The sequence below is a fragment of the Halomonas lysinitropha genome, from assembly GCF_902500215.1.
Classification (GTDB): Bacteria; Pseudomonadota; Gammaproteobacteria; order Pseudomonadales; family Halomonadaceae; genus Halomonas; species Halomonas lysinitropha.
In genome coordinates, this window is record NZ_CABVOU010000027.1 from 353213 (window position 1) to 380046 (window position 26834).

23 protein-coding genes are annotated in these 26834 nt (G+C 65.3%); 12 read left to right on the forward strand and 11 right to left on the reverse strand.

Annotation, left to right across the window (positions count from 1 at the left end):
- Window positions 1-14: 14 nt before the first annotated feature.
- Both HALO32_RS06150 and HALO32_RS06155 read right to left on the reverse strand, forming a co-directional pair.
- Window positions 15-1283, reverse strand: a complete 1269-nt coding sequence (locus HALO32_RS06150) for an ABC transporter substrate-binding protein (protein WP_151442889.1) — start codon at window positions 1281-1283, stop codon at window positions 15-17.
- A gap of 183 nt (window positions 1284-1466) precedes the next feature.
- Window positions 1467-2327: an aldo/keto reductase gene (locus HALO32_RS06155; protein ID WP_225809785.1), complete on the reverse strand. Its 861-nt coding sequence runs from the start codon at window positions 2325-2327 to the stop codon at window positions 1467-1469.
- Window positions 2328-2587: 260 nt separating this feature from the next.
- Between HALO32_RS06155 and HALO32_RS06160 the strand changes: the two genes are divergently transcribed.
- On the forward strand, window positions 2588-4093 hold the full coding sequence (locus HALO32_RS06160; protein WP_151442890.1) for a carbohydrate porin: 1506 nt from the start codon (window positions 2588-2590) through the stop codon (window positions 4091-4093).
- A 269-nt stretch (window positions 4094-4362) separates the two neighbouring features.
- Here the strand turns inward: HALO32_RS06160 and HALO32_RS06165 are convergent, their stop codons facing one another.
- From HALO32_RS06165 to HALO32_RS06185, 5 genes are all read right to left on the reverse strand, one after another.
- The gene (locus HALO32_RS06165) at window positions 4363-5013 is read right to left on the reverse strand and encodes a hypothetical protein (protein ID WP_151442891.1); all 651 of its coding nucleotides are present in this window, start codon (window positions 5011-5013) and stop codon (window positions 4363-4365) included.
- A 101-nt stretch (window positions 5014-5114) separates the two neighbouring features.
- Window positions 5115-5822, reverse strand: coding sequence for a response regulator (locus HALO32_RS06170; protein WP_151442892.1), 708 nt, complete (start codon window positions 5820-5822; stop codon window positions 5115-5117).
- Window positions 5819-7258, reverse strand: a complete 1440-nt coding sequence (locus tag HALO32_RS06175) for an ATP-binding protein (RefSeq protein WP_151442893.1) — start codon at window positions 7256-7258, stop codon at window positions 5819-5821. Before HALO32_RS06175 ends, HALO32_RS06170 begins: the two co-directional genes overlap by 4 nt.
- A 99-nt stretch (window positions 7259-7357) precedes the next feature.
- The gene (locus tag HALO32_RS06180; RefSeq protein ID WP_151442894.1) at window positions 7358-8284 is read right to left on the reverse strand and encodes a lysine exporter LysO family protein; all 927 of its coding nucleotides are present in this window, start codon (window positions 8282-8284) and stop codon (window positions 7358-7360) included.
- Window positions 8285-8341: 57 nt separating this feature from the next.
- Window positions 8342-9025: a hypothetical protein gene (locus tag HALO32_RS06185; protein WP_151442895.1), complete on the reverse strand. Its 684-nt coding sequence runs from the start codon at window positions 9023-9025 to the stop codon at window positions 8342-8344.
- 167 nt (window positions 9026-9192) lie between these two features.
- Here HALO32_RS06185 and HALO32_RS06190 point away from each other — a divergent pair, with 167 nt between their 5' ends.
- The 3 genes from HALO32_RS06190 to HALO32_RS06200 all read left to right on the forward strand — a co-directional run bounded on the left by HALO32_RS06190 (window position 9193) and on the right by HALO32_RS06200 (window position 11364).
- Window positions 9193-9753 carry a DJ-1/PfpI family protein gene (locus tag HALO32_RS06190; protein WP_151442896.1) on the forward strand — a complete coding sequence of 187 codons (561 nt, stop codon included), beginning with the start codon at window positions 9193-9195 and terminating at the stop codon, window positions 9751-9753.
- Window positions 9754-9805: 52 nt separating this feature from the next.
- Window positions 9806-10408, forward strand: a complete 603-nt coding sequence (locus tag HALO32_RS06195; protein ID WP_151442897.1) for a TetR/AcrR family transcriptional regulator — start codon at window positions 9806-9808, stop codon at window positions 10406-10408.
- A 218-nt stretch (window positions 10409-10626) separates the two neighbouring features.
- A complete protein-coding gene (locus HALO32_RS06200) occupies window positions 10627-11364 on the forward strand; it encodes an SDR family oxidoreductase (RefSeq protein ID WP_151442898.1) in 738 nt (245 codons plus the stop codon).
- A 128-nt stretch (window positions 11365-11492) separates the two neighbouring features.
- Here HALO32_RS06200 and HALO32_RS06205 read toward each other — a convergent pair whose 3' ends face one another.
- The 4 genes from HALO32_RS06205 to HALO32_RS06220 form a co-directional block, all read right to left on the reverse strand.
- Window positions 11493-12236, reverse strand: coding sequence for a ZIP family metal transporter (locus HALO32_RS06205; protein ID WP_151442899.1), 744 nt, complete (start codon window positions 12234-12236; stop codon window positions 11493-11495).
- A gap of 20 nt (window positions 12237-12256) precedes the next feature.
- A complete protein-coding gene (locus tag HALO32_RS06210) occupies window positions 12257-13603 on the reverse strand; it encodes a nicotinate phosphoribosyltransferase (RefSeq protein ID WP_151442900.1) in 1347 nt (448 codons plus the stop codon).
- Window positions 13600-14166, reverse strand: coding sequence for a nicotinamidase (locus HALO32_RS06215; protein ID WP_151442901.1), 567 nt, complete (start codon window positions 14164-14166; stop codon window positions 13600-13602). Before HALO32_RS06215 ends, HALO32_RS06210 begins: the two co-directional genes overlap by 4 nt.
- A gap of 78 nt (window positions 14167-14244) precedes the next feature.
- Entirely contained in the window at window positions 14245-15195 is a 951-nt protein-coding gene (locus HALO32_RS06220) for a 2-hydroxyacid dehydrogenase (protein WP_151442902.1), read from the reverse strand.
- A 270-nt stretch (window positions 15196-15465) separates the two neighbouring features.
- Between HALO32_RS06220 and doeA the strand changes: the two genes are divergently transcribed.
- From doeA to HALO32_RS06260, 8 genes are all read left to right on the forward strand, one after another.
- A complete protein-coding gene (gene doeA, locus HALO32_RS06225; protein WP_151442903.1) occupies window positions 15466-16665 on the forward strand; it encodes an ectoine hydrolase DoeA in 1200 nt (399 codons plus the stop codon).
- Between the two features lie 202 nt (window positions 16666-16867).
- Window positions 16868-17881, forward strand: coding sequence for a N(2)-acetyl-L-2,4-diaminobutanoate deacetylase DoeB (doeB, locus tag HALO32_RS06230; RefSeq protein WP_151442904.1), 1014 nt, complete (start codon window positions 16868-16870; stop codon window positions 17879-17881).
- Entirely contained in the window at window positions 17878-18351 is a 474-nt protein-coding gene (locus HALO32_RS06235) for an Lrp/AsnC family transcriptional regulator (RefSeq protein ID WP_151442905.1), read from the forward strand. Before doeB ends, HALO32_RS06235 begins: the two co-directional genes overlap by 4 nt.
- 344 nt (window positions 18352-18695) lie before the next feature.
- Window positions 18696-19565, forward strand: coding sequence for a carbon-nitrogen hydrolase family protein (locus HALO32_RS06240; RefSeq protein ID WP_151442906.1), 870 nt, complete (start codon window positions 18696-18698; stop codon window positions 19563-19565).
- Window positions 19566-19608: 43 nt separating this feature from the next.
- Window positions 19609-21192 carry a biotin carboxylase gene (locus tag HALO32_RS06245; RefSeq protein ID WP_225809787.1) on the forward strand — a complete coding sequence of 528 codons (1584 nt, stop codon included), beginning with the start codon at window positions 19609-19611 and terminating at the stop codon, window positions 21190-21192.
- A gap of 47 nt (window positions 21193-21239) precedes the next feature.
- Entirely contained in the window at window positions 21240-22238 is a 999-nt protein-coding gene (locus tag HALO32_RS06250; protein WP_225809789.1) for a C45 family autoproteolytic acyltransferase/hydolase, read from the forward strand.
- 56 nt (window positions 22239-22294) lie between these two features.
- Complete coding sequence (locus HALO32_RS06255) at window positions 22295-25078, forward strand: aminotransferase class I/II-fold pyridoxal phosphate-dependent enzyme (RefSeq protein ID WP_151442907.1); 2784 nt, start codon at window positions 22295-22297, stop codon at window positions 25076-25078.
- 231 nt (window positions 25079-25309) lie between these two features.
- A complete protein-coding gene (locus HALO32_RS06260) occupies window positions 25310-26791 on the forward strand; it encodes an NAD-dependent succinate-semialdehyde dehydrogenase (protein WP_151442908.1) in 1482 nt (493 codons plus the stop codon).
- The last annotated feature ends 43 nt before the right edge of the window (window positions 26792-26834 follow it).

Genomic DNA, 26834 nt, shown 5'->3' on the forward strand with positions numbered 1-26834 from the left:
GGAGACCTCCTGGGTTACCAGCGGCGGCGCTTGATGCGCGAGAGTTCGCTATCCACCTGGGCGATGGCCTCGGCGCCGCTCTGGTCACCGGAGAGCACCTGGTGCACGGCGTTGAAGAAGCTGTTGCTGACCCGGCCATAGTTGTCGCCGGTGGGAGCGGAAGGCCGTGCTACCGCATTGGTGAAGGTGTCGTAGAGGGTGCCGAAGAAGGGCACGGCTGCCAGCACCTGCTCGTCCTCGTAGAGGGCTGCCAGGGTGGGGTTGTAGGCGCCCTCGATGGCACGGCGCTTCTGCTCGGCCTCGCCGGTCAGGAAGGCCACCAGGTCGGCGGCAAGCTCGGGGTTCTCGGTATAGCGGGACACGGCCAGGTTCCATCCACCCAGGGTGGCGGCGCTTTCATGGCCTTCGGCGCTGGGCAGCTTGACCACGCCGACCTTGTCGCGCACGTCGCTCTCCTCGCTCTGGGCCAGCGACCAGGCATAGGGCCAGTTGCGCATGAACACCGCATTGCCGCTCTGGAAGATGCCGCGAGCCTCCTCCTCGGTGTAGTTGAGGGCGCCCTCGGGGGAGATCTCGCCGATCCAGCTGGCGGCGAGGTCCAGTGCCTCGGCGGCCTGCGCGTTGTCGATGGTGATCTCGCCCTCGGCATCGACGATGGTGCCGCCACCGTAGCTGGCGATCCACTCCAGGGCGTTGCAGGTCAGGCCCTCGTAAGCGCGGCCCTGAAAGACGTAGCCCCACATCCTGTCGTTGCCGGCCTTGCGCTCGGCGGCCTGGATCTCGGTGGCAATCTCGGTGAGCTCTTCCCAGGTCTCGGGGGCTTCGAAGCCGTGTTGCTCGAGCAGGTCCTTGCGGTAGTAGAGCACCCCGGCATCGGTGAACCAGGGCATCGCCACCAGGCGGTCGTCGATGGTGTTGTTGGCGACGATGGTGTCGAAGTGGCCGGCAGCGGCGTCCTCGCCCAGGGTGTCGCCGAGGTCGAGGAGGTGGTTGGCCAGCAGGCCCGGCCACACCACGTCGATCTGCATGACGTCGATATCGCTGGACTGGGCCGAGAGGATCTGCTGATACAGCGACAGCCGTTCGGTGGAGGAGTTGGGGGTGGAGACGATATCGACCTCGTGGCCGGTCTTCTCTTCCCACTGCTTGACGCCCTGCTCGCACAGCGCGAGCTCGGCGCCGACGGCGCCACAGGAGATGGTCAATTCCGCGGCCTGGGCCTGGCTGCTGCCGGCAGCAGCGCCGGCCAGGGCGATGGCGGAGATTAGCGTTTTCTTGTACATACTGGCTTCCTCGTCGTTTGTTGTTGTCGCTGTGGTAGGGGAAAGACCGGTTGCGATGCATCGTCCGCGGGTCTCGGGAGTGTTCATTTCCCCTGACTTAAACGATTAAGATCATGGCCCGCACAGTTAGCCGTTGCTCAGTCTGGATTTCAACCGCGACTTTGGTCGCAGGCTTTCCGGCGGTCAGGCGACCTCGTGGCCGCGGGCCGTCTCCAGCAGGGCATACCAGTCCTGACGCGGCAGGGACAGCCGTGCCTCGTCCTGCAGGGTCATGATCCGCGCCGGGTTGAGGGTGCCGATCACCGGCACCGGCGAGCCTGGCAGGCAACGCAGCCAGGCCAGGGCGAGGCCGGCGGGGCTGACGCCATGGTGGACGGCCAGGCGGTTCAGGGCCTGACCGGCGACGCCCTCGAACAGCGCGCCGCCATCCAGGGGCGACCAGGCCATGGGCGAGAGGCCGTCTCGGCGCAGGGCATCGAAGTGGCCGTTGAGCAGGGGGGCCGAGTGGGTGAGTGAGAGCTGTAGCTGGTGGTGCGTCAACGGGTGGGACAGTGCGGCCTTGAGACGGCGCCACTGCTCGGGCAGGAAGTTGGAGACCCCCAGGGCGCCCACCTTGCCGGCTCGGACGGCATCATCCAGCACCCGGGCGGTGGCCTCGGCCTCCATCAGCGGGTCGGGGCGGTGGATCAGGAAGAGGTCCAGCCGCTCGACCCCGAGTCGCGCCAGGGCCCGGTCGATGGCGCCGGCCAGCCACACCGGCGAGCTGTCGTAGTGCTTGGTGTCGCCGGGAGCCATCAGGATGCCGGCCTTGGTGACCACCTTCACCCGGGCGGCGAGGCCCGGCCGCCGGCGCAGGGCCTCGCCGAACAGGTGCTCGTTGTGGCCGTTGCCGCCATAGATGTCGGCGTGGTCGAACCAGTCGAGTCCCTGGTCGAGGCGGGCCTCGATCCAGTCGGCCAGCCGCTCGGGTGCCTGGAGTTCGGGGTCCTCGTGCAGGCGCATCATGCCCAGTATCAGGGTGTGGGGAGGCTGTTCGGGCGTCATCGTGTGTCCTCGTCATGGTGTCGGAGGGTCAGGATATGCCATGGCAAGGGGCTTTCTGTAGTTTTATTACCGTAAATATCTTTCCTTCCCGCCTGTTCCTTAGACATTGGTAGTAATATTAACAAATTGTTTTTGTAGTCGATGTCTGAATCGATTAAGTTCCTCGAGTGTCTTCCGCCAGGGTGCGACTCCCCGGCCTCGGGGCACCCCTTTTCAGTGATCACCATCAGCCGCGACAACAACAAAGGACGAGAACGACCATGCAGACTGCCACGTTCAAGAAGCCGCTCGCCATTGCCATCGCGTCCGCTAGCCTGGGTCTCGCCGGGATGGCGGGTGCCGACAATCACTCCCTGGAGCAACGCCTCGCCGAGTTGGAGGCGCGCATCGCCGCCGCCGAGCAGCGGGCCGATGCTGCCGAACAGCGCGCGGACCTGGCCGAGCAGCAGGCCGAGGGTCGCCTGTCACAGGACGAGGTCGAGGAGCGCCTGGCCAGGGTCGAGCGCCAGGCGAGCGGAGAGGAAGGCTTCTCCTTCAACGTCTATGCCCGCTCGGGCCTGCTGATCGGCGAGGATGGCAAGAGCGCCGAGGGCGGCCCCTACGTGACGCCGGCCGGTTCGCTGGGCGGGGCCGTGGGGCGCCTGGGCAATGAGCCGGACACCTACGCCGAGGCGATCTTCAACTACAAGATGCGCTTCGACAACGGCGCCAAGGCCCACTATCGGACCATGATCGCTGACGGCACGACCACCAGCAACGACTGGACCGCCGACGAGTCCAACCTCAACGTGCGCCAGGTCTACGCCGAATTCAGCGACCTGCCGAGCTTCACCGGCGCCTTCGAGAACGCCTCCATCTGGGCCGGCAAGCGCTTCGATCGCGACAACTTCGATATCCACTGGATGGATACCGACTTCATTTTCCTCTCCGGCACCGGGGCGGGGATCTACGATATGCAATTGGCCGATAGCTGGACCTCCAACCTCTCGCTCTACGGCCGTAGCTTCAGCGACTTCCCCGTGACACGCGAGTCGCCAGGGGATGAGAGCGGCGATACCGATAACCTGATCCTGACCTCCAATAATTACTTCGGCAACTGGCAGTGGATGGTCAACGGCATGTCCGCCGCCGACAACGAGGAGCGCGATATCGGTGCGGGTCAGGAAGCCGCCGAATCCGGTGTCCACACCATGGTGGCCTACCACGGCGACAGCTTCTTCGGCCTGGATGAGGGCAACTTCAAGGCGGCGGTGATGCACGGCCAGGGCCTGGGCGCCGAGACCAAGGGCATCGGCGCTCGCGGCGACTTGACCGAGGATGCCACCGCGACTCGCGTCGGCCTGTATGGCACCACCTATGTGGCCCCCAGGTGGCGCCTGGCCCCGGCGATCCTGGCGGAGACCAGTGAAGACCGCTACGTCGACGGCGACCAGTATGACTGGGCGACCCTCAACGTGCGCCTGGCCAACGAGCTGACCCAGAACTTCGAGATGCAGTACGAGGCGAGTTACCAGTGGATGGACCTCGACCCCCGGGGCTTCGACGGTCGCACCGCGGTCGAGGGGGACTATACCAAGTTCACTGTCGCCCCGACCTTCAAGCCCCAGGTGGGCGGCTTCTGGCAGCGTCCGGAGATCCGCTTGTTCGCCAGCTTCAGCGACTGGGACGAGGAGTTGAATGACTACAGCGCTGGCGACGCCTTCGGCAGCGACGAGTTCACCGGCAGCCAGTGGACCTTCGGCGTGCAGACCGAAGTCTGGTTCTGATGGCAAGGGCCCGGCGCCGGCCGGGCCCTGTCTGCCTGCTGTTTCGATGCTTTCTCGCGGCCTGATGGTCGCGAGCTTTTTTCGTTTGCCGCCTGCGCCGCGTGATGGCCTCTACCGAAGGACGGGGAGGCATGACGGCATCGAAGTCCGGCCAGCGGGTGGCGGGATTCTCGAAGCTGGAGCGGCCGTCATGGCCCTTGAAGGCTTCAACCCCGTCGGCCGCCGGATGCTGGACGGCGACGAACAGGCGCGTTTAGCAGCGGCAGGCGTCAGTTGGCGTCATCGTCGCCTTGCCCATCGCGACCGTCGCCCTTGCCGTGGCGGGAGAGTTCCGCGCGCATCTCCGCGATCTGCGCGTCGCTGAGTATCTCGGCAAGGGCCTCATGGTGCTCCTCGCGGAGTTCACGCAAGGCCTCGCGACGCGCCTGGCGGGAGTCGATATCGCCCTCGCGCAGCGCCTGCATGTCGGCGTAGATCGCCTCGCGGACCTCACGCAGCGACTCGCGCTCCTCGTCGGAGAGCTCCCAACTGTCGACCAGCTCGGTCAGGCGCTGCTGCATGGCCTCACGACGCTCGGCGCGCTTTTCCTCGCGCATTTCCTGTCGGGCGGCCTCAAGCGCCTCGCGCTGCTTCTCACCGAGGATCTCGTCCATGCGCTGGCGGTGCTCCTCGCGCAGTTCGCGGACCGCTGCGCGGTGCTCGCTGCGGGCCTCCTCCAGGGCCTGGCGGGTCTCGTCGTCGATGCCGGCCCGCTCGAAGAGGGCCTGGCGGCGTTGCTCGTGCTGCTGGCGATGTTCCTCGTTCCAGCCTTGTTGTCTGCCCTCGCCACCGGGGGCGGCGCCGGCGGAAAGCGCCAGCGGCGCGATGGCGAGGGCGAGCAGGGCGGGAGCCAGCAGGGTGCGGGTGAGTGAGCGTGTCATGGCGGTTCTCCTTGGGGCCTCGGGTTGACGCTGTCAGTCTCGTCGCCGGGGGTGCAAGCGGCTTGCAGCAAGCGTGCAAAGCTCGTGCATCTGCCGGGGGATCACTCCTCCGGCTGATACTTGTACCCGACACCATAGACCGAGCGGATCACCTCGCGCTCGGGCCAGGTCTCGGCAATCTTGCGGCGCAGCTTCTTGATGTGGCTGTCGACGGTGCGCTCGGAGACGATGCGATGGTCGCGGTACATGTGGTCCATCAGCTGCTCGCGGGTAAAGATCCGCCCGGGTGAGTGCATCATCACCTTCAGCAGCTGGAATTCCACGGCGGTAAGCCCAAGGTCGTGGCCGTCGGCCAGGGCCCGCCAGCCCTCCTCGTCGAGAATCAGATCGCTGCCAGTGGCGGCGGGTTCACTGGCCGCCCGGCTGCGCCGCAGCACCGCCCTGGTTCGGGCCACTACCTCGCGAGGGCTGAAGGGTTTGCAGATATAGTCGTCGGCCCCCAGTTCCAGGCCCAGCAGGCGGTCGACCTCCTCGACCCGGGCAGTGAGCATGATGATCGCCACCGCCGGCCAGCGCTGGCGGATCTCCCGGCACAGGGTCAGGCCGTCGGTGCCCGGCAGCATCAGGTCGAGCAGCACCAGCTCCGGGCGCGTACGGCAGGCTTCGAGCCAGGGCAGCACGGCATCGCCGTGGTCCAGGTGGTGGCTGGTGAAGCCGCTTCCCTGTAGATAGTCGGCGACCAGGCGGGCGATCTTGGGCTCATCCTCGACGATCAAGATCTGGTCCTGATCGGTGTCCGGGTTACTCATGCGGCATGCTCCCTGAAGGGGTGGTCCTCGATGGCGGGAAAGGTCAGCGTCCAGCATAACCCGCCCAGCGGCGAGGGGGAGGCCTCCATGCGCGCGCCGTGGGCGCGCGCCAGGGCGGTAGCAATCGACAGCCCCAGGCCACTGCCGCCACTGGCGCGGTTACGCGATCCCTCGACCCGGTAGAGACGCTCGGTGAGCCGCGGCAGTTCGGCCTCGGGCACGCCGGGGGCGCTGTCCTCCCAGGTCACCTTCACTTGCCCCGGGTGGCGGGCGAGCCGTACGCGTAGCCGCCCCGGGGCAGAAGTATAAGCGCAGGTGTTGTCGATCAGGTTGTTCCAGAGCTGGCGCAGCCGCTGGGTGTCGCCGCGGATCCAGGCCGGGCCTCCGATCTCGTGCTCCAGGCGAATGTCGTTGTCCTCGAGCCATCCACCGGCCTCGTCGAGGCGCGAGGCGAGGCTCTCCGCCAGGTTCAGGGGCGCCAGTTGAACCTCCAGGGCGCCGGCGTCGCTCTGCGAGAGCAGGCGCAGGTCGGCCACCAGGCGCTCCAGCTGACCGACCTCCTGGGCCAGCGAGTGCAGGTTGTCCTGGTCCAGGGAGCGGATGCCGTCCTGCATGGCCTCGATCTCGCCGCGCAGCACCGCCAGTGGCGTACGCAGCTCGTGAGCGATATCGGAAACCCAGCGGTTGCGCGCTTCGCGGCTGGCCTCCAGGGTGGCGGCCAGCACATTGAAGTCGTGGGCGAGGCTCGACAGCTCGTCGCGGCCGCGCTCTTCCAGGCGAGTGCTGTAGTCGCCCTCGGTGAGTCGCCGCGTGGCCTGTGCCATGCCGCGAGTGCGCCGTCCCAGCCACCAGGAGAGCCCCCCTGCCAGCAGCAGCGAGGCCAGCCCCAGGGAGGCGACGATGATGCTCAGGTTACGCTGCTGGCGGGTGAGGAAGATGCGGTCCATGCGCGCCATCAGCTGCTGAGGCGGGCGGTAACCAAGCATCCCGACCTGCTGGCCGTCACTCTCGATGGGGAGCCAGCGCAGGGTCGCCGCCTGCTCGTCGTCATCCGGCGGCAGGCCTATCACCGGCAGGCCGGATGCGTCGTGGAGCACGAAGTCCTTGGGGTCACCCAGGCGCCGCTCGATGCCCTCCGGCGGCGGCGAGTCGCCGGGCCACAGCTGGTGGCGTACCAGGCGATGCCAGGCACGCGGCGACTGGCGCAGCCACTGCCAGTCGCCGCGGCTGGCCCACTCCTCGCCGAGCCCCTCGGCCAGCGTCTCGGCGCGGCGGGTCTGGGTCTGGTCCAGGTATTCGATGAAGCCCTGATCGAGGCTGCGCGAGACCGCCAGGAACACCAGCCCGGAGATGGCCACGTTGACCGCCAGGATGATCGCGAACAGCTTGATGCCCAGCCGCGATACGGCCGGTTGGGGAAGGCTTGGTGAGCGCATGGACGTGCTCCGGAAGCGAAGGGCGGCGAGGATGTGACGTATTCTCGCCGTTCGACGTGCAGCCATCGGTCAGGTTCTGTGCAGGGAATGTGCAACGGGTTAGAGCGAGAGCAGGAAGAGAATCAGCGGAGGCGACAGCAGCGAGAGGATAAAGCCGCTGACCACGGCCATCGGCACGCAGGCTACGCCCCCGTGCTGCTGGATCACCGGCAGAGTGAAGTCCATGGAGGTGGCACCTCCGTAGCCGATCGCCAGGGCGGCATGCTTGCGGATCACCAGGGGGATCAGCACGAAGGCGAGCAGTTCCCGGGCCAGGTCGTTGAAGAAGGCCACCCCGCCCATCAGCGGGCCCAGCTGGTCGCCGACCAGAATGCCGGAAAGTGAGTACCAGCCGAAGCCAGCGGACAGCGCCAGCCCCTCGTTCCAGGCCAGGTCCAGCAGCGGTGCCGCGAGCAGGCCGCCGACCAGGGAGCTGGCGGCCAGCGTCAGGGCGATGGCCAGGCCGAAGCGGTTGAGCACGATCTGGCGCAGCGACATCCCGGAATTACGCAGCTGGCAGCCGATCAGTGCCAGCAGAGCGTAGAGCACCCCTTCGGCCAGGGTCTCGGCTGTCGCGAACAGGCCGCTGCCGGTGAGCCACTCCAGCAGCAGCCCGATCACCACGCCGGCCACCACCATTGCCACCAGAGTGAGCGAGCCCGCCATGGCGGCCCACTTGCTGGTGGGTGCCCCCGCCACCACCATCGCGGGGTCGGCGGTCAGGCCCAGCCGACGCGATAGCCACCAGAGAGCCGCCAGATTGCAGGCCGTGATCACCACGAAAAGCAGCAGGGCCTGGCCGCCCAGCCGCGAGAGCTGGCCCGCCAGATTGTCCAGGCCCGCCAGGCTGACGCCCATCAACAGCAGGATCACATAGATCGAGGCGTTCACGCCGCGGTTGATCAGGGCCATCAACCGGGTCTCCCGCACCGGCACCAGATACCCCAGCACCAGCGGCAACAGCACGATCACCAGGCCGCTCAGCATCGAGACTCCCTTCCCGGTCAGGGGCCGCCGGCGGCGACCGAAAACCGCTCACTCTAGTCAATTTTTCTTCGGTGAGGAAGCGAGCCCGGTGTCGGAGAGAATCAGGTCGGTCAGGGCCAGGCGGCCTTTTTGCTTACCGTCGCGGTGGTACTCCATGGCCAGTAGCAGGCCAGGCACCTCGGGATGAAAGCTGAACACCATGCGGCGTTCGGGGTCGTCCGTCTCGGTGACTTCTACCCTGACCGCCTCGAAGCGCCCGGCGGGCAATTCGAGGATCCGTTGGTCCAGCCGATGGTAGTCGACCCGCTCCTCGCGACCGCGGTGGTCGAGGTAGCGCAGCCGGCAGGGCGGGTTGCAGTCGTCGGCGACGGCTCGCCGAGAGAGTTCGAACAGGGCGGCCTGGCGGTCGGGCAGTCGGGCCAGGGCCTCTTGTCCCAGTTCATAGTCCTTGCCGATGCCCATCAGGCTGTAGCCGCTTGCGTAGTACAGCGAGCGGGTCACCTCGCCGACGATGAACAGGCTGCGTTCACGTCCCCGAGCCACCGCGATGGCGGCCCGCATGTCGCTTTGCCAGTTCAGCCCGTCACGGCTCAGGCGATGCTCGACGGTGGTGCTTGGCCAGCCGGCGACCTCGAGCCGATAGCGGGCATCGAAGGGGCGCGGCTCCGCGGCATGCGCACTGACGACGAACACCAGCAGGAGGAGCAGGAGAGAGGGGCACAGGCGCAACGGTGGGGGCATGCGGGGACTCCATGGCCGTCGGTGGGGCAGGGATGAGAGTCTTTATGCGGCCGGGGGTTCCCTTCCGTGCGCGACTCGCGCTTTTCCCGGCGGGGCCTCCGAAGGGCTGCTAGGCTGCCCTTGCAGGGCGACGCTTCTATCGCCGCCGCACCAACGAGGAGACTCCCATGGCTAGACTCTTGCTGATCGCCGGTGACTATGTCGAGGACTACGAGATCATGGTGCCCTTCCAGGCCCTACAGGCCATGGGCCATTCGGTCGACGCGGTGTGTCCCGACAAGCGCGAAGGTGACAAGGTTCGCACCGCCATCCACGATTTCGAGGGCGACCAGACCTACTCCGAGAAGCCCGGCCACGATTTCACCCTGAATGCCACCTTCGCCGAGGTGGAGATGGCCGACTATGACGGGCTGGTCGTTCCCGGCGGGCGGGCGCCGGAGTACCTGCGCCTCGACGAGCGGGTTCTCGAGATGGTCCGCCACTTCTTCGAGCATGACAAGCCGGTGGCCGCCATTTGCCACGGTGCCCAGCTGCTGGCCGCCGCGGTCTCGCTCGAGGGGCATCGGGTCTCGGCCTATCCGGCCTGTGCGCCGGAAGTGCGCCTGGCCGGGGGTGACTTTGCAGAGATTGATGTCGATCAGGCCGTGGCCAGCGGCAAGCTTGTCACGGCCCCCGCCTGGCCGGCGCATCCGGCCTGGCTCAAGCGCTTCGCTGCCATGCTCGACTGAGCACGCCAAGTGTGGTTTGACGTAACTAGACGACTGGTCTAATGTTGCTGGCATGAAGACGCACGCCACCCGCGACAAGCTGATCGAGATCGGCGCCGACCTGATCGCCGAGCAGGGGTTCAACGCCACCGGCATCAATGCGGTGCTCAGCCGGGCCGGGGTCCCCAAGGGATCCTTCTACCACTACTTCTCGAGCAAGGAGGATTTCGGCCTGGCCGTGATCGACGCCTTCGTGGCGCAGTACGACGTTCGGCTCGCGGCGATCTTCGAAGCTACTGACGCCTCCCCGTTGACACGACTGCGCCGCTACTTCGCCGCCGGCAAGTCAGACATGCTCTCCTGGGATCATGCCCGCGGTTGTCTGATCGGCAACCTGGGCCAGGAGCTGTCGGCGCGCAGCGAGGTCTTCCGGGCCCGTCTGGATCAGGTATTTCGCGCCTGGGAGCATCGGCTGGTGGCGTGCCTCGAGGAGGCCCGCAGCGCCGGCGAGGTGCCGGACGATATTGATCCCGAAGCGATGGCGAGCTTTATCATGGCCGGCTGGGAAGGCGCTATCCTGCGCGCCAAGACGGTCAAGTCCCTGGCGCCCATGGAGTGTTTCGAGTCGATTCTCTTCCGCCAGGTGCTGAACAGTGAACTTCCCGTGACGAGTTGATGTTCTGCCCCGCGTCGTTTTAGATGGGTGTAATCTGAATTTAGTAGACTGGTCTAAAAATTGCGATACAGAGAGATCGTTTTCCATAACCTTATGGTCGTCGCTGCGATGCTACAGACAATCCGAGACCGGCCGAATAGTCGGCCTGCATCCTTAGAGCCCGCGGTCGGGGCGACCGCGGGTCTTACAACCTGATGCAACCCAGAGGAGAAGAGCCCATGTCCGAGATCAATGGCAAGGTCGTCATCATTACCGGGGCCAGCAGCGGCCTCGGCGAAGCCACCGCCCACCGCCTGGCCAAGGCCGGCGCCAAGCTGGTGCTCGGCGCCCGTCGCGAGGAGCGTCTTGTGGCGCTGCGCGATGCGATCGTCGAGCAGGGTGGCGAGGCCATCTATCGCGTTACCGACGTGACCGATCGCGACCAGGTCGAGGCCCTGGCCACCGCCGCCAGGGAGGCTTATGGCCGCATCGACGTGCTGGTCAACAATGCCGGCCTGATGCCGCTTTCGCCGCTGGACCAGCTCAAGGTCGACGAGTGGGAGCAGATGGTCGACGTCAACATCAAGGGCGTGCTCTACGGCATCGCCGCGGTGCTGCCGACCATGCGCGAGCAGCATGCCGGCCATATCATCAACCTCTCCTCGGTGGCCGGCCACGTGGTCTTTCCGTCCGCGGCCGTCTATTGCGCCACCAAGTATGCGGTCAAGGCGCTCTCCGAGGGCATCCGCCAGGAGGGCGGCGAGGAGATCCGCTCCACCAACATCTCCCCGGGGGCGGTGGCCACCGAGCTGACCACCACCATCAGCGACCCCGACACCGCCAAGGGCGTGGATGAGCTCTACGAGATGGCCATCGATGCCGATGCCATTGCCCGGGCGATCGCCTACGCCATCGAGCAGCCGGCGGACGTCGACGTCAACGAGCTGATCATCCGTCCCACCAAGCAGCCGCTCTAAGCAAGCGGGTGCTTTCATCCAACGGGTGAGACACCTGCCTTTTGGATGACACGAGGAAAGCCGGGCCAGGTCGAGAACGACCTCCCCCGGCTGCGTTGGTGTCCCGGGTATCGGGGGAGGGCGCATGCCTAGTCGATAAGGTGCTGGAAGGCGAACATTGCCATGAAGGCCAGGGTCACGGTGGTGCCGACCGCCCTTCCGGAGGCATCCTTCATGGCATCGGGAACCAGTTCGGCGAACACCATCCAGATCATGGCACCGGCCGCCAGGCCGAGGCCGATCGGCAGGAAGGGTTCGAACCAGGTAACGAACAGGAAGGCCGGAACGGCCATCAGGGGCTGGGGCAGGCTGGTGAAGATGCTCCATCCCCCTGCCTTGAGCACCGACATGCCACGCGGAATCAGGACCAGGCTGATGGCCAGGCCCTCCGGGATGTTGTGGACGGCAATGGCGGTACTGATGAACACGCCCAGGGACTCTCCGCCTCCATAGGAGACGCCGACCCCCACGCCCTCGGCGAACGAGTGCATCGTCATCACGCCGAGGATCAGCAGCGCCTTGCGGGCATTGGCGCCGGTGAGCTCGTTGATGTCCGGTGAGCCATGGCGGGAAATCCAGGCGTCAGAGCCGATCACCAGGCCGAGCCCCAGCAGCATGCCGATCATGGTCAACCATGGATCGAGCGTGCCTCCCTCGCTGATCAGGCTGTGACTGGCGGCCAGCATCAAGCCGGCTGCCAGGGCATTGAACAGGCTCAGCCATCGCTTGCCGAACTGCTTGACGAAGAGGAAGGGAAGCGCGCCCAGACCGGTGGCCAGCGCCGTGATCATGGCGGCGATGAACACCGTCAGCAGTGTTACGTCCAGGGCCATTCTCTGGAACTACTCCGGCATCAGGTCTTCGACTGCAGACGCTCGAGCTCCGGGCTCAACTCTACCGGGTAGTCGCTCTCGCCCTCCGCTAGCCGTCTGACGGACTCGGGGAATCGGTCGAGGGCGTCCGTAACCCGCTCACGGGCGTCCTCGGCCAGCGCCATTGCCTTCTCGTCGAGTCGTCCCCCCTGCACCAGCTGACGCAGCAGTGGCTCGCCGGCGTCAATCTCCTCGTCACGCAGGGCGATGATGTCGCCGATGTAGCGGCCGCTTTCGTCCTGGCGGCGATACAGCTGCTTGCGACATGGCAGGTTGATCTTGCCCGGCGAGTGCTTGACCCGCGGGGTGCCGGCGTACTCCACCAGCTTGTAGGAGAGATCGATCACCGGGGCGTCGGCGGCAACACCCATCTGGGTGCCGACGCCGAAGGCATCGATGGGCGCACCGTCCTCGAGCAGCGCCGCGATCTTGTGCTCGTCGAGGCCACTGCTGGCGACAATGGTGATGTCATCGTGCCCCGCTTCGTCGAGCAGGGCGCGCGCTCCCTTCGCCAGCTTGCCCAGGTCGCCGGAGTCGAGACGGATCGACTTGACGTCAACCTCGGGTTCCTCGCGCATGATCTCGATCACCTTGCGGACGCCCTCGAGGGTGTCATGGGTATCGACCAGCAGGGTGGTGCCGGGGTAGTGGCGGGCGAAGGCACGAAAGGCCTCGGTTTCGTCGTCATGGGCGAGGATGTAGCTGTGCGCCATGGTGCCGTTGATTGCCAGGTCGTGGCGCAGGCCGCCGAGTACGTTGCTGGTGCCGGCCAGCCCTGCGGAGCGGTAGGCGCGGACACCCCGCACCGCGGCGTCCACCCCGTGCATGCGACGCATCCCGAAATCCACCACCGGGCGGCCTTGTGCCGCTAACACCAGGCGTACCGCCTTGGAGGCGAGCACTGTCTCCAGCTGCACCAGATTCATCACCAGGCTCTCGAGCAGCTGTGCCTGGGCGATGGGCGCATCCACCTCCAGCAGCGGCTCGTTGGCAAACACCGGTGTGCCCTCGGGAAGGGTCCAGATATCGCCCTCGAAGCGCCAGTTGCCCAGCCAGTCGAGGAACCCCTGGTCGAACTGTCCCGTGTCGGCGAGGCGCGAAAGGGCCTCGTCACCGAAGCGCAACCGGCTGAGCAGTTCTGCGGCATGCTGCTGTCCGCAGGCCAGCATGAAACGGCGGGTCGGCGGCATCTTGCGGAAGAAGAGGCTGAAGGTGGCCCATTCGTGCATCTCCTCCTTCCAGTAGGCCTGGGTCATGGTCAGCTGATAGAGGTCGGTGAGCAGGGCCAATTCGCCATCCTCGACCTGCAGCGGGAGCGACTCCTTCATGAGCCTACCTCGGCACCGGCGTCGGTGAATTCGCGCCGGCACTCGGCCACGGCATCAGGGTCCACCGCCGCGGAAAGGCGCTCCAGGAACAGGGTATCGAAGCCCTCCTCGCGGGCCGCCAGCACGGTGGCCTTGACGCAGACATCCAGCGCCAGGCCGCAGACGATCACCCGCTCGATGCCCTTCTCCTTCAGGTAGCCGCCGAGTCCGGTGCCGTCGAAGGCGGAGTAGGCATCGGCATCGAAGGCAGTGGCCTTGCTGACGCGGATGGTGTCATCGGAGAGGGCCAGATCGGGATGGAAGGCCGCGCCGGGGGTGTCCTGTACGCAGTGGACCGGCCAGGGGCCACCACGATGCGTGAAACTCACGTGGTCCACCGGATGCCAGTCCCGCGAGGCGATCACCAGGGCCCCGTTCGCCTGGGCTGCCTCGATCTCGGCGTTGATTCCCGGGACCAGACCACTACCGCCCTGGACCGCCAGGGCACCGCCTTCACAGAAATCGTTCTGCATATCCACGACAAGCAGCGCGTCGCGGGGGCTGTAGTTCACCTTCATGGTCATCCTGTGCCTCCCTGGAGGTCATTGGGTGTCATCCCCTTCAGCGTACGGCCTTCCCGGCGCTTGTTGTAGGGGGTCGGGTCAATAACCGGCCTCGGGGTCGACGGTATCGATGGCTTCCCCCGTCTCGAAGGCGAGAAGTGCCTCGGCCACCTGGTCCAGTGCCGCGCCCAGGGGGGTGGGGCCGGCCATGTGCGGGGTGACCCATACCCGAGGGTGGCGCCACAAGGGGCTGGCCTCTGGCAGCGGCTCCTCCGGGAAGGCGTCGAGCAGCGCCCCGCGCAGCCGGCCCTCCGTGTCTTCCCTGCCCTCGCCAGCGGGACCCAGCGCGTCGAGCAGGGCGGCTTCATCTATCAGAGTACCGCGTCCCGGGTTGATCAGGCTGGCCCCTTCGGGCAGCCTTGCCAGGGCGTCGGCATCGATAACATGGCGTGTCGCAGGGGTGTCCGGCAGCAGCAGCACCAGGCTCCTGACCTGGCCGAGCAGTTCATCAAGCCCCGCGTCGCCATGATGGCAGCTGATGCCCTCGAGCGACTTCTCCGAGCGGCTCCAGCCATGCACCGGAAAGCCGTCGGCGGCCACCATGGCGGCGACCTTCGCGCCGATGGCGCCAAGGCCCAACACACCGACCGGCCAGTCGGCCTTGTCGACCAGCGCATGCTCTTGCCACTCGCGGCGAGCCTGCTGACGGCGGTAGCGGTCGAAGTCACGCTGAAAGTGCAGGATGCCGTAGCGCACATAGTCTCCGATCAACTCCGCCATCCCGGCATCGCGCAGCTTGACGATGGGCACCCCCGCGGGGAGCCCGGGATTGTCCAGCAGCGCATCCACTCCGGCGCCCAGGTTGACGATGCCCTTGAGTCGCTCGGGCTCGCCGAGCAACTCGGCGGAGGGTTTCCATACGGCCAGGTAGTCCGCCTCGCGGCGCTTCTCGGCCGGGGCGCTGCTGGTGAATACCTCGGCATTCGGTAGGCGCTCGGCCAGGGCGTCCCGCCATCGTTCAGCCTCGTCGATATGGACCAGTACCTTCATCTCCTCCTCCCGGATTTGTCGCGGCCTTTCATCATGGGAGCGCACGAGGCTGCGAACAAGGCTTACGGGCCATCCCTGATATAGCAGTATGAAATGCTTGACCACCTACCGTGTGTTGGCAGTAACCTCCATTCAGGGGAATCGATAGACTCTCCGGAAAGCCCGCGGCCCCCATGAGGCCCGGTGCTTCGATGGTGATGCGGCCCCCGGCCCGGCCTTCTCAGCGCAGAGAGGGCCGATTTTCTTGATAATGCGATGGCGAGTGGCTTCATGATCCAGGTTTCCCTGCCCTTCACTCGTGAGGAGTACGCGACCCGCCTGTGGAAAGTGCGTGCCGAGATGGCCAGTCGCGGTATCGACGTGCTGATCGTCAGTGATCCCTCCAACATGGCCTGGTTGACCGGCTACGACGGCTGGTCCTTCTACGTGCATCAGTGCGTGCTCGTGGGCCTGGCGGGTGAGCCGGTGTGGTATGGCCGACGGATGGACGCCAACGGCGCCCTGCGGACCTGCTGGATCGACCCGGACAACATCACCTACTACCCGGATTACTATGTGCAGAATCCGGACATGCATCCCATGGACTACCTGGCCCAGACCATCCTCCCCGATCGTGGCTGGCACGAGGGGGTAGTGGGCATGGAGATGGATAACTACTATTTCACGGCCAAGGCCTATCAGAGCTTGCTGCGCGAGCTGCCCCATGCCCGCTTCATGGATGCCAACTCGCTGGTCAACTGGTGTCGAGCCATCAAGTCGCCCCAGGAGATCGAGTACATGCGCGTGGCGGCCAAGATCGTCGAGGGGATGCACACGCGAATCCTCGAGGTGATTGAACCGGGCCTGCCCAAGAGCAAGCTGGTCTCGGAGATCTACCGCGTCGGCATCGAGGGCTGGCGGGACGAGCAGGGCAAGATCTACGGCGGCGACTACCCCGCCATCGTGCCCATGCTGCCCACCGGCAGTGACGCCGCCGCCCCCCACCTGACCTGGGACGACACGCCGTTCCGCGAGGGCGAGGGCACCTTCTTCGAGATCGCCGGGGTCTTCAAGCGCTACCATGCCCCGATGTCGCGGACCGTCTTTCTGGGCAGACCGCCCCAGGAGTTCGTGCGCGCCGAGTCAGCGCTGCTCGAGGGCATCGAGAATGGCCTGGCAGTGGCCAAGCCGGGTAATCGCACCGCGGACATTGCCATGGCGCTGGGTTCCGCAATGGACAAGTATGGCTTCGACCGCGGCGGCGCGCGTTGCGGCTACCCCATCGGCATCAGCTACCCCCCGGACTGGGGCGAGCGCACCATGAGCTTGCGCCCCTCCGACGAGACCATCCTGCAGCCGGGCATGACCTTTCACTTCATGCCGGGCCTGTGGGAGGACGACTGGGGCCTGGAGATCACCGAGAGCATCCTGATTACCGAGACCGGCTGCGAGACCCTGGCCGACTTCCCACGCCAATTGTTCGTACGCTGAGTGAGTAGAAACCGAGTATTCCTCAACGATCAACCGGGGGCGCCGGGGACAGGCCGAAGAGGAGGTCCTACGCCATGGATGGCGTCGGTAGCGTACAGGGAGGTATTTACAGCGCCTCCTCGCAGGCCTGTCGCCGGGTCAGCCCCGAGCGACGCAGCGGCAGTGGTATCGTCTTCCGCATGAGAACAAGGAGTCCCCTGACATGACCAAGCGTCCCAGCCCCATCAGCGCCACCGTCGACTTTGACGCCGACGGCGTCCAGCACGGCTTCCTCAAGCTGCCGATCTCCGTGGACGACTCCGCCTGGGGGGCGGTGATGATCCCCGTCACCGTGGTCAAGAATGGCGAGGGTCCCACGGCGCTGCTCACCGGTGGCAACCACGGCGACGAGTACGAAGGCATCACCTCGCTGCTCAAGCTGTCGAGCTCACTCAAGGCCGAGGATGTTCGCGGCCGAGTGATCATCGTGCCCTGCATGAACCAGCCGGCGGTGATGGCCGGCAAGCGCACCTCCGGGCTAGATGGCGGTAACCTCAATCGTAGTTTCCCCGGCGACCCGGATGGCAGCGTGACCGAGAAGATCGCCGACTACTTCACCCGAGTGATGGTCCCGATGAGCGACGTGGTTCTCGACCTGCACTCCGGTGGGCGCACCCTGGACATCATCCCCTTCGGCGCCTCCCACGTGCTGGAGGATGCCGAGCAGCAGCGCCAGGCCCTGGAAGGCGCCAAGGCCTTCGCCGCCCCCTACGCCATGGTGATGTTCGAGCTCGACGCCGCGGCGCTGTTCGACACCGCGGTGGAGCGCCAGGGCAAGATCTTCGTGGCCACCGAACTGGGCGGCGGGGGCACCTCCACGCCACAGAGCATGGCGATCACCGAGCGCGGCGTGCGCAACTTCCTGGTGCACTACGGCCTGATGGCCGGCGAGCTGGAAATGCCGGCCGAGCCCCAGGTCTATCTCGATATGCCCGATGCCAGCTGCTACGTGCAGAGCGAGCACGCGGGCGTGCTCGAACTCTGCTTTGCCCTCGGCGAGCGGGTGGAGAAGGGCGAGGTGGTGGCCCGTGTCTTTGATCCGATGCGCAGCGGCACCGCGCCGGTGGAATATCGTGCCGGGCGCGATGGCGTACTGGCAGCGCGACGCCATCCGGCGCGGGTCAACATGGGAGACACCATCGCGGTGATTGCCGATATCGTCGATACCCTGTCATGAAACTCGACCGCTATGACCTGAAGATCCTCGAGATCCTCTCCCGCGACGGCCGCATCACCAAGTCGAAGCTCGCCGAGGCGATCAATCTCTCGGTCAGCCCCTGCTGGGAGCGGGTTCGCCGGCTCGAGAAGGCCGGCATCATCGAGGGTTACAGCGCACGGATCAATGCCGGAGCGCTGGTCAAGCGTACCCCGGTGTGGGTGCAGATCGAGCTTAAGCAGCACAATGCCGAGAGCTTCGCGCGTTTCGAGGCGCTGGTCCACGCCACCCCCGAGGTGACCGAGTGCGTGGCCGTGGGGGGAGGTGTCGATTACCTGATCAAGTTCGAGACCGACTCCATCGATGCCTATCAGCGACTGATGGATGCCTGGCTGACCGGGGAAGCCGGTATCGAGCGCTACTTTACCTATATCGTCACCAAGACGGTGAAACGCCCGGCCCCCGGCTTCTCGCCAGATGAACTGGCCTGAGGCTCCTAGGAGCCTGTCGGACTTAACGCTGATCTACTGCGAAAGCCGGTCTTTCGGCCAACTTCATTCGATCTGATTCGTTAAATAGCGGGCTATTCGCCTCATCAGATCGATAAATTTGTCTCGAAATCCGTCTCTCTCGCTACGATCGGTTAAACCCGACAGGCTCCTAGCGAAATTTCAACGTTGATAACACTGCGGACCTTGTGGCATAAGCTGTTAACAGGGGGTGGACTCAGGTTCACCCGGCCGGGCGATCCCACCGGCATGCTCCTGATGGTGCCGGAACATTATTCGATAGCGCCCTGGAAGTTTCCGAGATCGCCTGACGCAGAGAGACCAAGATGTCCTATTTCACGATTGCCGGGGTGCAGATGCACGCCCTGCACCATGGTGACAACACCGAGGCCATGCGCCACCGGATCGACGTGCTGATGAGCCGTTTCCCACAGGTGCAGATGGTCCTGTTCAGCGAGCTGATGCCCATGGGGGCCTCGCCTCACCATGCCCAGTCGATGCCCAGCAGCAGCGAGGCCCTGTTCTGCCAGATCGCCGAGCAGCATCGCATCTGGCTGATTCCGGGCTCCATGTTCGAGCATACCGAGGATGGCATTTTCAATACCCTCTCGGTCATCAATCCCCACGGCCAGGTGGTGGCCCGCTACCGCAAGATGTTTCCCTTCCGGCCCTACGAGGCCGGGGTGGAGAGCGGCAGCGAGTTCGTCACCTTCGATGTGCCCAACGTGGCGCGTTTCGGGGTCTCGATCTGCTACGACATGTGGTTCCCCGAGACTACCCGTACCCTGGCCGCGATGGGTGCCGAGGTGATCCTTCACCCGACCATGACCGACACCATCGACCGTGATATCGAGCTGTCCATCGCTCGCACCAATGCCGCGGTCAACCAGTGCTACTTTTTCGATATCAACGGCGCCGGCGCCCTCGGCAACGGTCGTTCCATCGTGGTCGGCCCTTCCGGCGACGTCATCCATCAGGCCGGCACCGGTGAGGAGGTCATGCCCATCGAGGTCGACATGAACCGCGTGCGCCGGGAGCGCGAGACCGGTCTGCGCGGCCTCGGTCAGCCGCTGAAGAGCTTCCGTGACCGGTCCGTCGACTTCTCGCTCTACCGCAGCGAGACACGCTCGAGCCCCTTCCTCGATACCCTCGGTCCGCTGCAGAAGCCGTTGCGCGCCGACGTCGAGGAGTACTAACCCTTCGCCTGCGGGCAGTGCAGCATAAAGAAGAGGAGATCCCGTGCTGGAGCCACTTGTTCGACTGCTGCGCCGTCTGTTCGGTAATTCCCCGGCAGCCCCTGCCGCGCGCAAGGCGCCCGACGCCTCCCCCGTCAATGATGGAGCGACCATGATGAGCAAAATAACAAGCATCGCCGATGTCCGCCGCCACTTTCGCAACAACAAGGAGCCGATCTATTTCATCTCGGCCACCAACTTCAACCTGCTGGGCATTGGCGACTGGGTGGGGAATTTTCGCCACATCAACTACATCGACTGCTTCGAAGGACAGCAGCGCAACGTCTTCGTCCCCAAGGAGAAGTTCCCTCGCGATTTCGAGAGCATCGAGGACATCAACAACTACCTTCTCGAGCACAAGGAGGTAATCGACTACATCCAGTCACGGGCGGACGGCGAGAATGCCGGCGTGGCCGCCTTTCTGATGTTCGACGAGCATACCGAGGAGACCTGCAAGCAGCTCGGGCTCCGCGTGGCGTTCCCCCCGGCGAATCTGCGCAGCCGGATGGACAACAAGATCGAGACGGTTCGCATCGGCAACAAGGCGGGCGTGCCCAGCGTGCCCAATGTGCTGGCCAAGGTGGGCAGCTACCAGGAGCTCTGCGAGGTGAGCAAGGAGCTGGGTAACGACCTGGTGGTACAGACCGCCTTCGGTGACTCCGGCCATACCACCTTCTTCATCTCCAGTGAGGACGACTACTACAAGCATGCCGAGGAGATCGAGGCCGAGGCCGAGGTCAAGATCATGAAGCGCATCAACTGCCGCGGCTCGGCCATCGAGGCCTGTGCCACCCGCTGTGGCACCGTGGTCGGCCCGCTGATGACCGAGCTGGTGGGTTTCAAGACGCTGACTCCCTACAAGGGCGGCTGGTGCGGTAATGAGATGTTTTCCGGCGCCTTCGATCAGTCGATCCGCGACAAGGCGCGGGAATATACCTTCCAGTTCGGTGAGGCGCTGCGTGAGGAGGGCTACCGCGGCTACTTCGAGCTCGACTTCCTGATCGACATGGACAACGGCGAGGTCTATCTGGGTGAACTCAATCCCCGGGTCACCGGCGCCAGCTCGTTGACCAACGTGGCCGCCTTCGCCCACTCGGACATCCCGCTGTTTCTCTTCCACCTGCTGGAGTTCTCGGACGTCGACTTCGACCTCGACATCAACGAGATCAACGAGCGCTGGGCGCACCCCGAGAGCGTCGACAGCTGGAGCCAGCTGGTGATCAAGCACACCGACGAGAGCGTCGACCTGCTCACTACCGCACCCCGCACCGGTGTCTGGAAAATGGCCGGCGACGGCAGCGTCAGCTATGACCACTACAGCTATCACCCGCATGCCGCCGAGAACGACAGCGAGGGCTTTTTCCTGCGCATCAGCGGGGCGGGCGACTTCCGCTATGAAGGGGCCGATCTGGGCATCCTGATCACTCGGGGGCGGCTGATGGATGATGATTTCCAGCTCAACGAGCGCGCCAAGGCCTGGATCGAGGGCATCCGCGGTCAGTATGCCGGCCAGTCACTGCAGGACCCGGTCGTGCAGGAGGTGGCCGTCAGCCATGCCGTCGGCGGTGGCAACTTCAAGATACTGTGAGTTCCGGGACCGTTTCTCTGCCGCCCCGGGAGGTGCCGACGGCCGACATGGACAAGATGCTCGATTTCCGGACTCTGCGTGAAGATACGGCCGGTCCGCGGTGGCAGGCGCTGTTCGCCTATCACTGGCCGGCCTACGAGCAGTGGTACCTCAGTGAGGGAGAGCGCGAGCGGCCAGGCTATCTTGCCTGCTATAATGCCCTGCGCCGCCACATGCCGGAGCTGCTCGGTACTTATCGCGCCCTCTGCGACCTGGCCGGTGGCGGCGACCTGGCCGCGCGATTCCTGAGCCTCTACCAGCCACCGCCCTATATCACCGGCTGTTCTCAGGCGGTGCTCGCCAGCCCCGAATCCACGGTGCTGGCGCGCAACTACGACTACCCGCCCGAGCTTTGTGAAGGCACGATCCTTTACACCCACTGGAACGAGCGGCGAGTGATTGCCATGTCCGACTGCCTGTGGGGCGTGCTCGACGGCATGAACGACCGCGGTCTCGCCGTGTCTCTGGCCTTCGGCGGGCGCAAGGCGGTGGGCGAGGGCTTCGGTGCGCCGATCATCCTGCGCTACCTGCTGGAGTTCTGTGACACCGTGCTCGAGGCTTCCGAGGTGCTGGCCCGGGTGCCCACCCACATGGCCTACAACATCACCGTGGCCGATGCCGCTGGCCGCTATGTGACGGCGATGATCGGCCCGGATCGCCGCGCCAGCATCCGCCGCGTGCCGGTGGCCACCAACCACCAGAAGAAGATCGAGTGGTACGCCCATGCCCTCGCCTCGGAGACCCTGATTCGTGAACGCCAGCTATCGATCCTGGTGGACGATGAGGCCACTACCGAGGAGCGGTTCATCGCGGCCTTCTCGGCCCCGCCGCTGTTCCGTCACGATTACCGGCGTGGCCTGGGGACCGTCTATACCGCGGTCTACCACCCCCAGGCGGGGCGCGCCCAGTTCCACTGGCCCGGCATGAATCTGGACCTGAATTTCGACGACTTTCCCGAGGAGCGGATCACCGTACGCTACGGAACGCGCGCGCTTCATGGCGGCTGACCCGTATCCCCCCTGATCGCGTTCCTCGACAACAACAAGCAAGGATGGGTGTTGCCATGCAAGAGACGAGTCATACCGATACGCCCTATACCGCCCTGGGCTTCTATCACAAGATCTCCCAGCTGCGTGCCGACACCTGGAATGCGCTGAAGCGTGATCTCGGGCAGCTGGTGCGCCTCAATGATGAGGGCCGGGCCAAGAAACTGATCAAGGCCGTCGACATCAAGCTGACGCGGCTCGAGATCATCGAGGACTACCACGCCTTTCCTTCCAAGGAGGATTTCCGCCATCTATGGTCGCTGTTCGACCGCGCGGAGTACGGGCTGCTGGAGAAGGTGGTCAAGCGCCTGGTGCGGGCGCTGATCAGCGAGTCCTACCGGCGGCGCCACGTCGATCTCTCCGAGACCGATGCCGATGCCGAGGACCTCGAGACCCTCGATGCGCTGGCGCAGCTGCGCCGCGGGCACCCGGCGTCCAATAGCTCGGCCCAGCCCTACTTCGAGCTGCTGATCGTCGACAACATCTCGGCGCCCGAGGAGGAGGTGGTCCGCGAGGCCTTCCACAACATGCGCCGCCTCGAGGACCGCTTCGTCTACGACGTGGTCACGGTGCGCAGCTTCGAGGATGCGCTGATCGCGGTGCTGGTCAATCCGAACATCCAGGCCTGCCTGATCCGCTACGAGTTCCCCTACAAGTCGAAGTACAACCTCAGCGCTCTGCGCAGCTACCTGGAGGGGATTTCCGAACAGTCCCTGGAGAACCACTCCGAGGCCGAGCGCAGCATCCTGCTGAGCACCATGATTCATGAGCTGCGTCCCGAGATCGATCAGTTCCTGGTCACCAGCGGCGACGTGGAGGCCACGGCGAGTCGCGACATCCGTCACTTCAACCGCATCTTCTACCGCGAGACGGACTACATCGAGCAGCACCACACCATCCTGCGCGCCATCGACAACCGCTACCGCACGCCCTTCTTCGATGCCCTGCGCGAGTACAGCAAGAAGCCCACCGGGGTCTTCCATGCCATGCCCATTTCGCGGGGCAAGTCGATCACCCGCTCCCACTGGGCCGGGCAGATGATCGACTTCTACGGCATCAACATCTTCCTGGCCGAGACGTCGGCCACCTCCGGCGGGCTGGATTCGCTGCTGCAGCCCTACGGGCCGATCAAGAAGGCCCAGGAGTACGCGGCGCGAGCCTTCGGAGCCCGCCAGAGCTTCTTCGTCACCAACGGCACCTCCACGGCCAACAAGATCGTGGTCCAGGCGCTGGTCAAGCCGCGGGACATCGTGCTGGTCGACCGCGACTGCCACAAGTCGCACCACTACGGCATGGTGCTGGCCGGCGCTCATGTCAGCTACCTGGACTCCTACCCGCTCCATGACTACTCCATGTATGGCGCGGTGCCGCTCAAGGAGATCAAGAAGACGCTGCTCGAATACAAGCGCTCGGGCCAGCTGCACAAGGTCAAGATGCTGCTGTTGACCAACTGTACCTTCGACGGCGTGGTCTACAACGTGCGGCGAGTGATGGAGGAGTGTCTGGCGATCAAGCCCGACCTGGTCTTCCTCTGGGACGAGGCCTGGTTCGCTTTTGCCGGCTTCAACCCCACCTATCGGCCACGCACCGCCATGCATGCCGCCCGCACGCTGCGCGACCGCTATCGCAGCGCCAGCTATCGTGAGGAGTACGAGGCCTGGAAGGCCGAGTTCGATGCCCTCGACCCCGAGGATGATGCCACCTGGCTCGACCGGCCCCTGTTGCCCGACCCCGATCAGGTGCGTATACGCGCCTATGCCACCCACTCCACCCACAAGACCCTGACGTCGCTGCGCCAGGGGTCGATGATCCACGTCTGGGACCAGGACTATCGCCAGAAGGTCGAAGGACCGTTCCACGAGGCCTACATGACCCATACCTCGACCTCGCCCAACTACCAGATCATCGCTTCGCTGGATGTGGGGCGAATGCAGGCCGAGATGGAGGGCTTCGAGCTGGTGCATGCCCAGGTGGAGGCGGCTTTGTCGCTGCGCGAGCAGCTCTATACCCATCCGCTGCTGCAGAAGTACTTCCGGGTGCTGGTCAACAAGGACATGGTGCCGCTGGAGTACCGGCAGTCGGGGGTCGAGACCTTCTACGACCCGGCCACCGGCTGGAACAAGATGGAGGAGGCCTGGGCCAATGACGAGTTCGTCGTCGACCCCAGCCGCATCACCATCGCCATCGGCACCACGGGTATCGACGGCGATACCTTCAAGAACGAGTACCTGATGAACAAGTACGGCATCCAGATCAACAAGACCTCGCGCAATACCGTGCTGTTCATGACCAACATCGGCACCACCCGCGGCTCCATCGCCTACCTGCTCGACGTGCTGATCAAGCTGGCCAAGGAGTTCGAGTATCGCTGGGAGGAGAGCAGCCGTCCGGAGCGCAAGATCATCGAGAACCGGGTGCATTCGCTGACCAAGGAGCTGCCGCCGCTGCCGGACTTCAGCCGCTTCCACGCGGCCTTCCGTCCCGATCCCGAGGGCAACACGCCGGAAGGGGACATCCGCTGTGCCTACTTCCTCAGCTACGACGACGAGAACACCGAGTACCTGCGCTTCGACAACGGCGAGGTGCAGGCGGCCATGCGGGCCGGCCGCGACGTGGTTTCGGCAAGCTTCGTGATTCCTTACCCGCCGGGCTTCCCGGTGCTGGTCCCGGGCCAGGTGGTGAGCGAGGAGATTCTCTACTTCCTGCAGGCGCTGGATGTCACCGAGATCCATGGCTATCGTCCGGAGCTCGGCCTGCTGGTCTTCACCCAGGAGGCGCTGCACAATCCCCCGGCGGGGTGAGCGCTGCCCCGCGAGCGACTCCCGGCGCTTTGCAGAAAAAACCGCACCTTTGCGGCACAGGACAAAAAATCCTGCGCCGCCTGTCGCCAGTAACAAAAAGTCCTGTCCTGCCAAAGCCGCTATGCTTATCCCATCGAGCCGCTCTGTTGCGTTACGAACAGGCGGCTCGCCCGTTTTTTCCACATCGGCCAGACAACCTCGATCCGGCCGGTGCGTCAGGGGAGGTACAGCATGACTCTTTCCAGCAAGCTCAGCGATCCGCGCCTGTTCCGTCAGTACGCCTACGTCGACGGCAAGTGGACCCATGGCGAGGGTGGCCGCGAGGAGGCCGTGTTCGATCCGGCCACCGGCGAGGCACTGGGGCATATTCCCTGGCTGGAAGCTCACCAGATCACTGCCACGGTGGATGCGGCCGAGGCTGCCTTCGTGCACTGGCGCGCCCTGCGCGTGGACGAGCGCTGCGAGCGGCTGCTGGCCTGGTATGACCTGCTGCAGGCCAATCGCGAAGACCTCGCCACCCTCATGACCCTGGAGCAGGGCAAGCCGCTGCCTGACGCTCGCGGCGAGGTGGAGTACGGTGCCAGCTTCGTGCGCTGGTTCGCCGAGGAGGGCAAGCGGACCTTCGGCGAGACCATTCCCAGTCACATCCCTAACGCCGCCCTGGGCACCATCAAGGAGCCGGTGGGCATCGCCGCGCTGATCACCCCCTGGAATTTCCCGCTGGCCATGATCACCCGCAAGGCCGCCGCCGCCATGGCCGCCGGCTGCACGGTGATCGTCAAGCCGGCCGGCGAGACGCCGTTCTCGGCGCTGGCGCTGGCGGAGCTCGCCGAGCGCGCCGGTATCCCGGCAGGGGTGTTCAACGTGGTGCTCGGTGATCCACCCGAGGTATCCCGGATCCTGTGTGCCGAGGACCGCGTCAAGGCGCTCTCCTTCACCGGCTCCACCCGGGTGGGCCGGCTGCTGCTGGAGCAGTGCGCCAACACCGTCAAGCGCGTCTCGCTGGAACTGGGCGGCAACGCGCCTTTCATCGTCGGCCCGGACATGGACCCCAAGGAAGCGGCCTTCGCTGCGGTGGCGGCCAAGTTTCAGACCGCCGGCCAGGACTGCCTTGCCGCGGACCGTATCCTGGTTCACGAGTCGATCCACGATGCCTTTGTCGAGCACTTCGCCGAGCGCATGGCCGCGCTCACCGTGGGCAATGGCCTCGAGCCAGAGATCGACCTGGGGCCGCTGATCCATCGCCAGGCGGTGGAGAAGGCGGCGGCCATCGTCGACGACGCCATTTCCAAGGGCGCCACCCTGGTGGCGGGCGATCAGAGCCAGGCCCCGGGCGAGAACTTCTTCATGCCGGTACTGCTCACGGACGTGACTCACGACATGAAGATCTGGCACGAGGAGAGCTTTGCGCCGGTAGCCGGCATCACCGCCTACGCGGACGATGATCAGGTGATCGAGATGGCCAACGACACCGAGTACGGCCTGGCGGCCTATCTCTATACCCATGACATTCGCCGCATCTGGAAGATCCTGCGCGCCCTGGAGTTCGGCATGGTCTCGGTCAACTCGGTGAAGATGACCGGTCCGCCCGTGCCCTTCGGCGGCGTCAAGCACTCCGGCCTCGGCCGCGAGGGCGGGGTGACCGGTATCGACGAGTACCTGGAGACCAAGTATTACTGCCTAGGTGCCCTCGGTTCGGTCTCCGGCAGCTGATTCCCCGACCCCATTGATGAACCTTCTCCCCGGCAGGATGCCG